We start from the raw sequence: 11071 nt of genomic DNA, 5'->3' as shown, positions 1-11071 counted from the left end.
GCGGCAGCCAGTTGCGGCGCCGCCTTGGCGCGCTGCTGGCTCAAGGTGCGCGCGGCCTTGTGGTAGGCGCCGGCGTGGCGCTGCTCGGCCGCCACCAGCGCATCCAGGTCGGCCGCATCGTCCAGGCGGCGCAAGTCCTCCTTCCAGCCGGCCAGCAATTGGGGCAGCTCCTCGGGCGTGCGGCGGTAGCGGCGCGCCAGCTGCAGCCACTGCGCCACGCGCGCATCCAGCTCGGCGAGCTGCTCGGGATCGGGTTCGGTGTGGCGCAGCCAGCTCTGCAGCGAATGCACCACATCGCCCGCCTGCGCCAGGCACGAGGCCAGCACCTCGGTCATCGAGCGGAAATCCTCGTCCACGTGTTCGTAGTTTTGCAGCAGCTCCTGCGCACGCGCCAGCGCGCCCATGGCGTTCTCGCTGTCCTCGCCCTCCAGGGCGTGAAGGGCGCCCTGGGCGCTGTCGATCAGCGCCTGGGCATTCGCCAGCCGTGCGTGGCGCGCGTTCAGCTCCTCCCACTCGCCTTCCTGGGGCGCGAGCTTGTCGAGCTCGCCGATCTGCCACTGCAGGCGCTCGCGCTCCTGGGCCAGCGTGTCCTGCGCCTGGCGCGCGTGGGCCAGCGCCTTTTGCGCCTCGCGCCACGCGCCCCACAGGGCGGCCAGCGGCTGGCCCTGCACGCCGGCATAGGCGTCGAGCAGCGCACGCACCGCGTCCGGGCGCGTCAGGCTCTGCCAGGCATGCTGGCCATGGATGTCGAGCAGCAGCTCGCCCAGCGCACGCATCTGCGTGGCGGTGGCGGGCGTGCCGTTGATCCAGGCGCGGCTGCGGCCCTGCAGATCCACGGTGCGGCGCAGCAGCAGCGTGTCTTCCCGGTCGATGCCCGCTTCCTGCAGCCAGTCGGCCAGGGCCGGGGAGCCGCCGGTGTCGAATTCGGCACTGATGTCGGTGCGCTGCGCGCCCTCGCGGATCACGCCGGTGTCGGCGCGCGCCCCGAGCAGCAGCTGCAGCGCGTCGATCAGGATCGACTTGCCCGCCCCGGTCTCGCCGGTGAGCACCGTGAAGCCTTCGGCCAGATCCAGCTCCAAGGCCGGCACGATGACGAAATCCTTGAGCGCGATGCGCCTCAACGCCATGGTCAGGAACCTCCCTCGTTCCAGCGCAGCTTCTTGCGCAGGGTGGCAAAGTAACTCCAGCCGCGCGGGTGCAGGAAGCACACCCGGTGGGCCGAGCGGCGCACCAGGATGCGGTCGCCGTGCTGCAACGACGCGAGCGACTGCATGTCGAAGTTGGCGCTGATGTCGCGCCCGCCGACCACCTCGATCGCCACCTCGGAGGTGTCCGACAGCACGATCGGCCGGTTGGAGAGCGTGTGCGGCGCGATCGGCACCAGCACCCAGCCGGGGATCGATGGATGCAGCATGGGCCCGCCGGCCGAGAGCGCATAGGCCGTGGAGCCGGTCGGCGAGGCGACGATCATGCCGTCGGCGCGCTGGTTGGCGACGAACACGCCATCGACCTCGATGCGCAGCTCCACCATCCCGGCGGTCGAGCCGCGGTTGACCACCACGTCGTTGAGCGCCAGCGCCTCGAACACGCATTCCTCGCCCCGCATCACGCAGGCGTGCATGAGCGGGCGCACGTCCTCCTCGTAGTCGCCGTGCAGGATCGGCTCCAGCGCCGCCTGGCAGCTGTCGAGCGGGATGTCGGTGATGAAGCCCAGGCGCCCCTGGTTGATGCCGACCAGCGGCGTGCCGAAGCCCGCCAGGCGCCGCCCCACGCCGAGCATGGTGCCGTCGCCGCCCACCACCAAGCACAGGTCGCACAGCCGGCCGATGCCGTCGATGTCCAGCACGGGATAGCGGTCGAGGCCGAGCAGCTCGGCCGTCTCCTGCTCCAGCGCCGGCTCGCAGCCCTGTTCCGCCACGAAGCGCAGGATCGACTCGATGACCTCGCGCGAACTCTCGGGCGCGGCGCCGGCGGGCGGGCGCTGGTACTTGCCGATGACAGCGACGCGGCGGAAGATGGGCATCATTGGGTGGAAATTACATCACTAAAATGATCCGATGCTCGATGACCGTGCCAAGTTGTTGCTCAAAGCGCTGGTGGAGCGCTACATCGCGGAGGGGCAGCCGGTCGGCTCCAGGACATTGTCGCGGGCATCGGGGCTGGAATTGTCTCCCGCCACCATCCGCAACGTCATGGCCGACCTGGAGGACCTCGGGCTGATTGCCAGCCCCCACACCTCGGCCGGGCGCGTGCCCACGGCCAGGGGCTATCGCCTGTTCGTCGACACCATGCTCACGGTGCAACGCGAGCAGCTGCCGACCCTGCAGCTGATGCCCGAGCAGCCTCAGAAGGTGATCGCCAACGCGGCGCAGCTGCTGTCGAACCTGTCGCAGTTCGTGGGCGTGGTGATGGCGCCGCGGCGCAGCTCGGTGTTTCACCACATCGAGTTCCTGCGGCTGTCGGAGCGGCGCGTGCTGGTGATCCTGGTCTCGCCGGACGGCGACGTGCAAAACCGCGTGATCTTCACCGAGGCCGACTACTCCCAGTCGCAGCTTGCGGAGGCGGCGAACTTCCTGAACGCGCACTACGTGGGCCTGACCATGGAGCAGGTGCGCGAGCGCCTCAAGCGCGAGGTCGAGACCCTGCGCGGCGAGATCGCCGAGCTCATGCAGGCGGCGGTCAACGCCGGCACGGAGGCCATGACGGAGTCGCAGGACGAGGTGGTCATCTCGGGCGAGCGCAACCTGCTGTCGGTGAGCGACTTCGCCAGCGACATGGACCACCTGCGCCGCGCCTTCGACCTGTTCGAGCAGAAGACGCAGATCCTGCGCCTGCTCGACATCTCCAGCCGCGCCGAGGGCGTGCGCATCTTCATCGGCGGCGAAAGCCAGGTCGTGCCTTTCGAGGAGCTGTCGGTGGTCAGCGCGCCTTACGAGGTGGACGGGCAGGTGGTCGGGACGCTGGGCGTGATCGGCCCGACGCGCATGCCCTACGACCGCATGATCCAGATCGTGGACATCACCTCCAAACTGGTCTCCAACGCCCTGAGCCACCGCAAGTAGCGCGCCTACAATGGCGCCTGCCGCCTAGGCGGCAGCGTGGGGCGTTAGCTCAGTTGGTCAGAGCAGGGGACTCATAATCCCTTGGTCGCTGGTTCGAGCCCAGCACGCCCTACCAGGACAGTCAGAGACGCCTCGCTATGTAAAAAGTAGCGAGGTTTTTCTTTCTCCGGGTTTTGCCGCCACCAGGGCAGCGGTGTGCCGCATGTCGCGCGGCTATGCCGGACACGCCGGCGCACTGCCCACGCTCCAGAAATTGGCCAGATTCCCGCGCGCATGAACCAACAAACTCTCTCCGCCTTCATCTGGTCGGTCGCCGACCTGCTGCGCGGTGATTACAAGCAATCCGACTACGGCAAGGTCATCCTGCCCTTCACCGTGCTGCGCCGGCTCGACTGCGTGCTCGAGGCCAGCAAGTCGGCCGTGCTGGCCGAACTGGAAATCCGGCAGCAGCAAGGCATCAACCCCGAGCCCTTCCTGCTGCGCAAGTCCGGCCACAGCTTCTACAACGTCTCCCCGCTGGACCTAAAAAAGCTCCTGGGCGACCAGGACCACATCGCGCAGAACCTCTACAGCTACGTGCAGGCCTTCTCGCCCGCCGTGCGCGACGTGTTCGAGCGTTTTGAATTCCACACCCAGGTCGATCGCCTGGCCAAGGCCGGCCTGCTGTACCAGGTAACAGAAAAGTTCGCCCAGATCGACCTGCATCCGGATGTGGTGAGCAACGTGCAGATGGGCCTGGTCTTCGAGGAGCTGATCCGCAAGTTCGCGGAGCTGAGCAACGAGACTGCCGGCGAGCACTTCACCCCGCGCGAAGTCATCCGCCTGATGGTCAACCTGATCTTCATCGAGGATGACGACATCCTGAGCCGCCCCGGCGTGGTGCGCCACCTCTACGACCCCACGGCCGGCACCGGCGGCATGCTCAGCGTCGCGGGCGAGTACCTGGCCGAGCACAACCCGCAGGCGCGCCTCACCGTGTACGGTCAGGAGCTGAACCCCGAGTCGTACGCCATCTGCAAGGCCGACATGCTGATCAAGGGCCAGGACGTGGCCAACATCGTCTTTGGCAACACGTTGAGCGACGACGGCCACGCGGGGCGGCACTTCGACTACATGCTGTCCAACCCGCCTTTTGGCGTGGAGTGGAAGAAGGTCGAGAAGGAAGTGCGCCGCGAGCACGAGAGCCAGGGCTACAACGGCCGCTTCGGCCCGGGCTTGCCGCGCGTGTCGGACGGCTCGATGCTCTTTCTGCTGCACCTGATTTCCAAGATGCGGCCGGCGCAGGACGGCGGCAGCCGCTTTGGCATCGTGCTCAACGGCTCGCCGCTGTTCACCGGCGGCGCCGGTTCGGGCGAATCGGAGATCCGCCGCTACGTGCTGGAGAACGACCTGCTGGAGGCGATCGTCGGCCTGCCCACCGACATGTTCTACAACACCGGCATTGCCACCTACGTGTGGATCGTCAGCAACCGCAAACCGGCCGCGCGCCGCGGCAAGGTGCAGCTGATCGACGCCAGCGGCATGTGGCAGAAGATGCGCAAGAGCCTGGGCTCCAAGCGCAAGGAGCTGTCGGACGCGCACATCGAGCGCATCACCCGGCTTTTCGGTGATTTCGTCGAAGCGCATGACGAGGACGGCAAGCCCATCAGTCGCATCTTCGACAACGAGGACTTCGGCTACCACAGCATCACCGTCGAGCGCCCGCTGCGGGGCGATGACGGCGCCGTGGTGCTGGGCACGCGGGGCAAGCAAAAGGGCAAGCCCCAGCCCGACCCGAAGCTGCGCGACACGGAGAACGTGCCCTACAGCGAGGATGTGGGTGAGTACTTCAAGCGCGAGGTGCTGCCCCATGCGCCCGATGCGTGGATCGACCCGGACAAGACCCGCGTGGGCTATGAGATCCCGTTCAACCGGCACTTCTATGTGTTCAAGCCGCCGCGCCCGCTGGCCGAGATCGATGCGGAGTTGAAGCAGACCACCGATCGCATCCTGGCGATGATCAAGGGGTTGTCGGCGTGAACCGCACAGCGCAGACAGCGCATGTCGGCGCAGCCGGAGGCTTTGCCGGAAGCCCGGCCGGTGGTAGAATCATGGGCAACAAAACCCGCCAAGGCTATGCGCGCGAGCGTATCCTCAAACTGGCGGGTTACTTTTTTCTGGGGCGTGCAGCATGAAGCGCGCCTTCGACAAGCGCGCCACCACCTATGACCAGCAGGTGGTGCAGCTGCAGGAGCGCGGCATGGTGGTGCAAGACCATGCGGCCGCCGTTTTCTACCTGCAGCACCTCAACTACTACCGGCTCGGCGCCTATTGGCTGCCCTTCGAGGCCGACCACGCCCAGCACCGCTTCAAGCCGGGTACGCGTTTCGAGGACGTGCTCGGCCTCTACGTCTTCGACCGTGAACTGCGCCTTCTGGTGCTCGATGCTGTCGAGCGCATCGAAGTCTCCTTGCGCGCCCAGTGGGCCTACCAGATGGCGCACGCCCACGGCCCACATGCCCACCTGAACGAAGCTCTGGCGCGCAAGCCGCATCGGTGGCAGTCCAACCTCGACAAGCTGACCAAGGAGGTCCACCGCTCCGATGAGACCTTCATCGTCCACCTGACCCGCACCTATGCCGAGCCACTGCCGCCCGTGTGGGCGGTCTGCGAGGTCATGTCACTCGGCCTGCTCTCGCGCTGGTATGGCAACTTGAAGCCAGGGGGCACCCGACGCGCCATCGCACGCGTGTACGGCCTGGACGATGGGCTGCTCGAATCGTGGCTGCACCACCTCACATTCATCCGCAACATTTGCGCTCACCACAGTCGGCTGTGGAACCGGGAGTTCACCATCACCCCGGCGCTGCCGCGCAGCAAGCCTGTGGGCCTTGCCGGTGAGTTCCAGACCGGATCGCGCAGGCTCTACAACACCTTGCTGGTGCTGTTGCACTTCATGGATGTGGTGTCGCCGGGCAGCGCATGGCGCGAGCGAGTCAGAACTTTGGTAGCAGGGCACGGGGTACCCACAGAGCCCATGGGGTTCCCGGAAGGTTGGGCTGGGCGTGCCGTCTGGCAGGAGAGGCAGGGATGAGTTTTGCGCGATACCCGGCGTACCGGGACAGTGGGGTGGAGTGGCTGGGGCAAATCCCAGCGCACTGGGAGATCACGCCTCTGAAGCGTTTGGCAGACTTTGTGAATGGCGACGCATTCAAGCCGGCCGATTGGTCTGAGTCGGGCATTCCGATCATTCGCATTCAGAACCTTAACGGCGGCGATGAATTTAACTATTTTGACGGTACAGTTGAAGAGAAATATCTAGTCAGGAAAGGTGATCTGCTGTTCGGTTGGTCCGGAAATCGCGGTACATCCTTTGGGCCATTCCTTTGGAGTAAAGAAGGCACATATGTTTTGAATCAGCACATATTTCGCGTTGTCCCGTTCTGGAGCGAAAATACTGATTTGTATTGGATTCTCAAAGCTGTGACTGCGCATGTTGAGGATCAAGCGCATGGAATCATTGGCATGGTTCATGTCACAAAAGGTGCTCTTGGATCAATAAAGGTCCCAGTTCCCACGCCTGAAGAACAAGCCGCCATCGCCACCTTCCTCGACCAAGAAACCGCCAAGATCGACGCGCTGGTGGCCGAGCAGGAGAAGCTGATCGCCTTGCTGCAGGAGAAGCGTCAAGCCGTCATTTCCCACGCCGTGACCAAGGGGCTGGACCCGGATGCGCCGATGAAGGACTCGGGGGTGGAGTGGTTGGGGGAGGTGCCGCGGCATTGGGAGGTTTTGCGGATTAAGCAATTGGCCTCGTTTGTTGGCGGCGGAACGCCTAGCCGTGACATGCCTGAATACTGGCATGGCGAGATACCTTGGATCTCTCCCAAAGATATGAAAACCGAATTCGTTATGGATTCGAAGGAGCATATTACAGATGCCGGCCTGCGGTCAAGCGTAACTTCATTGATTCCAGCTGGGTCAGTTCTGATGGTTGTTCGATCTGGAATTCTTAAGCACACAATTCCGGTGGCTATCAATCAAAAGCCTGTTGCGCTAAACCAAGATATGAAGGCTTTGCTTTTTGATTCGTCACGTTTAGCCGCTCTGTTTGTCCTTCGGTTTATTCAAGGCTTAAACGATAAATTGCTATTGGAGTGGTCTAAGCAGGGTGCAACGGTTGAGAGCATCGAGCATGAATACTTGGTAAATTCATTGCTGCCGGTTCCTCCAATCTCGGAGCAAACCACCATCGTCGCCCACCTCGACCACGTAACTGCACAGCTTGACGACCTGATGTCCGAAGCCCGCACCGCCATCACCCTCCTGCAAGAACGCCGCACCGCCCTGATCTCCGCCGCCGTCACTGGCCAGATCGATGTGCGCGGGCTGGTGCGGGATGCAAGTACTCCTATTTCGATAGCTGCCAGCGTTTGTCCATCAACAGCTACAGGCTGATTTGGCCTGATTTCCCCTGTCGATTTGCCAAATGAAGCCTTAAAGGCAACAATCGTCGCCCTATGAGCAACATTCAAGAGGCTGTCGATCTGCTGTTCCCCGCCCAGCGCCAGCAGGTGCTCGCGGCGCTGTTGCTTCAGCCGGGCCGCAGCCTGCACTTGCGCGAGCTGGCGCGGATCACGGGCAATCACCCAGGCACGCTGGGGCGCGAGCTGGGCAAGCTGGCCCAGGCGGGGCTGCTGCTGCGCAGCGATCAGGGCAACCAGGCGCACTACAGCGCCAACGTGCAGCATCCGCTGTTCCCCGAGCTGGCGGCGATGTTCCGCAAGACGCATGGCGTGGTGCCCGCACTGCGCACGGCGCTGGAGCCGCTGGCAGGGCAGATCGTGCTGGCGTTTGTCTATGGCTCCGTGGCCAGCGGCAGCGCCACCGCGCACAGCGATGTGGACGTGCTGCTCGTGGGCAGCGTCGATTTCGTGACCGTGGTGCAGGCGCTGTATCCGCTGCACGAACAGCTGGGGCGTGAGGTGAACCCGGTGGTCTGGGCACCGCAAGAGCTGGCCGACAAGGCGCGGACGGGCGATGCGTTTGCGCGCGACGTGCTGCGCAAGCCCAAACTGTGGATTCAGGGGAGTGATCATGAGCTTGAGCAACTTGCAGGCCATTGGCCGCCTGCAGGCGCAGCCGCCTGACCCGACAGCCATGGCCAAGCTGTTGCAGGCAGCGCGGCAAAACTTGGCCGATGCGCGGGTGGAGCAGATCAGCGCCAGCAACCGTTTTGATGCAGCCTACAAATGCATCATGCAGTGCGCCATGCTGGGCCTGGGGGCCCACGGCTGGCGCACCTCCACCAGCCAGCCCGGTCACCACCAAACAGCCATCCAGACGCTGGATCAGACCCTGGGCGTGCCAAAGACCGACTTGATCGTGCTCGACGCCTTGCGCCGGCAGCGCAACGTCAACGATTACGCGGGCGATCCTATCGCCGAAGCCACTCTGCAAGCCTGCCTGCAGGCCGCGGACAAGCTGCTGGGCCATACGCTGCGCTGGCTGCAGACCCATCACCCGGAGTGGGGTTTGGTTTGAGCCTGAGCTGGAACGTGACTATCGATTTCACAGCCGTTTGCGCTTGTATGGCAAGCGATGGAGCCTTGTTTTGTTGAGAACCGCCATGGCCCTGCACCACGAAATCGCCTTCGAGGAAGACATCTGCAACCACCTGGGCGCCCACGGCTGGCTTTACGCCGCGCCAGGCAGCGAGGGCGATGCGGCGGGCTACGACACGGCGCGGGCGCTGTACCCTGCCGACCTGCTGGCGTGGGTGCAGGCCACGCAGCCACAGGCCTGGGAGGCCTTGACCAAGAACCACGGCGCGGCAGCTGCCAGCGTGCTGCTGGATCGCCTGCGCAAGGCGCTGGACGAGCGCGGCACGCTGGAGGTGCTGCGCGTCGGCATCGACTTGCTGGGGTTGAAAAGCCCGCTCAAGCTCGCGCAGTTCAAGCCCGCGCTGGCCATGAACCCGGATTTGCAGGCGCGCTACGCCGCCAACCGCCTGCGCGTGGTGCGCCAGTGCCGCACCAACCATGACGACGTCATCGACCTGGTGCTGTTCCTGAACGGCATTCCGGTGGCGACGGCAGAGCTGAAAACCGACTTCACGCAGGACGTGAACCGCGCCGTCGATCAGTACCGCTTCGACCGCATCCCCAAGCCGAAGGGCCGGCCCTTTGCCGAGCCGCTCCTGGAGTTCCCGCGCGGCGCGCTGGTGCACTTTGCCGTGAGCAACCGCACGGTGATGATGGCCACGCGGCTGCAAGGCCCGACCACGCGCTTTCTGCCCTTCAACCAGGGCGACCATGGCGGCGCAGGCAATCCGCCCAACGCCCGCGGCCACCGCACGGCCTATCTGTGGGAGCAGGTCTGGCAGCGGGACAGCTGGCTGGAGATCATCGGTCGCTACCTGGTCAGCCAGCGCGACAGCAAGAAGAAGCTCACCGGCATCATCTTTCCGCGCTATCACCAGCTGGACGCGACGCGCAAGCTGGTCGCCGCCGCGCTGGCCGAGGGGGCGGGCCACAAATACCTGATCCAGCACAGCGCCGGCAGCGGCAAGACCAATTCGATTGCCTGGACGGCGCACTTCCTGGCCGATCTGCACGATGCGCAGGATCGCAAGGTGTTCGACACCGTGCTGGTGGTGAGCGACCGCAACGTGCTGGACGCGCAGCTGCAGGAGGCGATCTTCGACTTCGAGCGCACGCGGGGCGTGGTGGCCACCATCCGTGGCGAGGCGGGCAGCAAGAGCAAGGAACTGATCGAAGCCCTATCAGGCGGCAAGAAGATCGTGGTGTGCACCATCCAGACCTTCCCGGCGGCATTGAACGCCGTGCAGGAGCTTGCGGACACGCAAGGCAAGCGCTTTGCCGTGATTGCCGACGAGGCGCACAGCAGCCAGACGGGGGAATCGGCGGCCAAGCTCAAAAAACTGCTCTCCGCCGAGGAGCTGCAAGACCTGGCCGACGGCGGCGAGGTGAGCAACGAGGATGTGATGGCCGCCGAGATGGCGGCGCGCGCGGGCGCGGCAGGCGTCAGCTACATCGCCTTTACCGCCACGCCCAAGGGCAAGACGCTGGAACTGTTCGGCCGCCGACCCGATCCGGCGCAGCCCGCCGGGCCGGGCAACCTGCCGGCGCCGTTCCACGTGTATTCGATGCGCCAGGCCATCGAGGAGGGCTTCATCCTCGACGTGCTGAAGAACTACACGCCCTACAAACTGGCTTTCAAGCTGGCCAACGATGGCCGTGAGTGGGACGAGCGTGAGGTCGAGCGCAGCGAGGCCATGAAGGGTCTGATGCGCTGGGTGCGCCTGCATCCCTACAACATCAGCCAGAAGGTGGCCATCGTGGTCGAGCACTTCCGCGAGAACGTGCAGCCGCTCCTGGCCGGTCACGCCAAAGCCATGGTCGTGGTCGGCAGCCGCCAGGAGGCCGTGCGCTGGCAGCTGGCCATGCAAAGCTACATCCAGGAGCACGGCTACCCGCTGGGCACGCTGGTGGCGTTTTCCGGCGAGGTGAGCGACCCGGATCAGGTGGATGAATCGGTGACGGAGAACAGCGCGCGGCTGAACCCAAAGCTCAAGGGCCGCGACATGCGCGAGGCCTTTGCGACGGATGAATACCAGATCCTGCTGGTGGCCAACAAATTCCAGACCGGCTTCGATCAGCCGCTGTTGTGCGGCATGTGCGTGGACAAGCGGTTGGCGGGCATCCAGGCGGTGCAGACGCTGTCGCGCCTGAACCGCGCCTACAGCGGGCCGCACGGCGTCAAGGACACGACCTACATCCTGGACTTCGTCAACGAGCCGGATGATGTGCTGGCGGCATTTCGCACCTATTACGAAACGGCGGAACTGGCCGGCGTGACCGATCCGCACCTGGTCTATGACCTGCGCGCCAAGCTCGACGCGGCCGGGCACTACGACGACTTCGAGGTCGAGCGCGTGGTGCTGGTGGAGCTGAACCCCAAGGCCACGCAGGCCATGCTGGCCGCCGCCATCGAGCCGGTAGCCGATC

9 protein-coding genes and 1 tRNA gene are annotated in these 11071 nt (G+C 64.8%); 8 read left to right on the top strand and 2 right to left on the bottom strand.

The window, feature by feature from the left end:
• A partial coding sequence (locus tag A612_RS14520) for a DNA repair protein RecN (RefSeq protein ID WP_019375171.1) occupies nucleotides 1–1127 on the bottom strand: 1127 nt, incomplete at its 3' end.
• Between the two features lie 2 nt (nucleotides 1128–1129).
• Complete coding sequence (locus A612_RS14515) at nucleotides 1130–2026, bottom strand: NAD kinase (protein ID WP_019375170.1); 897 nt, start codon at nucleotides 2024–2026, stop codon at nucleotides 1130–1132.
• A 31-nt stretch (nucleotides 2027–2057) separates the two neighbouring features.
• On the opposite strand from A612_RS14515, the gene hrcA reads away from it, so the two are divergent.
• From hrcA to A612_RS14480, 8 genes are all read left to right on the top strand, one after another.
• Complete coding sequence (gene hrcA, locus A612_RS14510; RefSeq protein WP_019375169.1) at nucleotides 2058–3062, top strand: heat-inducible transcriptional repressor HrcA; 1005 nt, start codon at nucleotides 2058–2060, stop codon at nucleotides 3060–3062.
• Nucleotides 3063–3100: 38 nt separating this feature from the next.
• Nucleotides 3101–3177, top strand: a tRNA-Ile gene (locus tag A612_RS14505).
• 158 nt (nucleotides 3178–3335) lie between these two features.
• Nucleotides 3336–5081, top strand: a complete 1746-nt coding sequence (locus A612_RS14500; RefSeq protein WP_019375168.1) for a type I restriction-modification system subunit M — start codon at nucleotides 3336–3338, stop codon at nucleotides 5079–5081.
• 151 nt (nucleotides 5082–5232) lie between these two features.
• A complete protein-coding gene (locus A612_RS14495) occupies nucleotides 5233–6135 on the top strand; it encodes an Abi family protein (RefSeq protein ID WP_019375167.1) in 903 nt (300 codons plus the stop codon).
• On the top strand, nucleotides 6132–7499 hold the full coding sequence (locus A612_RS16775) for a restriction endonuclease subunit S (protein WP_158000175.1): 1368 nt from the start codon (nucleotides 6132–6134) through the stop codon (nucleotides 7497–7499). Before A612_RS14495 ends, A612_RS16775 begins: the two co-directional genes overlap by 4 nt.
• A 62-nt stretch (nucleotides 7500–7561) precedes the next feature.
• Entirely contained in the window at nucleotides 7562–8191 is a 630-nt protein-coding gene (locus tag A612_RS14490; protein WP_019375165.1) for a nucleotidyltransferase domain-containing protein, read from the top strand.
• Nucleotides 8139–8585, top strand: a complete 447-nt coding sequence (locus tag A612_RS14485; protein ID WP_040437095.1) for a DNA-binding protein — start codon at nucleotides 8139–8141, stop codon at nucleotides 8583–8585. Before A612_RS14490 ends, A612_RS14485 begins: the two co-directional genes overlap by 53 nt.
• 85 nt (nucleotides 8586–8670) lie before the next feature.
• The coding region (locus A612_RS14480; protein ID WP_019375163.1) for a type I restriction endonuclease subunit R at nucleotides 8671–11071 on the top strand (2401 nt) is incomplete at its 3' end.

It is taken from the genome of Melaminivora alkalimesophila, from assembly GCF_000282995.1.
GTDB lineage: Bacteria > Pseudomonadota > Gammaproteobacteria > Burkholderiales > Burkholderiaceae_C > Melaminivora > Melaminivora alkalimesophila.
This window is presented reverse-complemented; position numbering and strand designations above follow the sequence as displayed.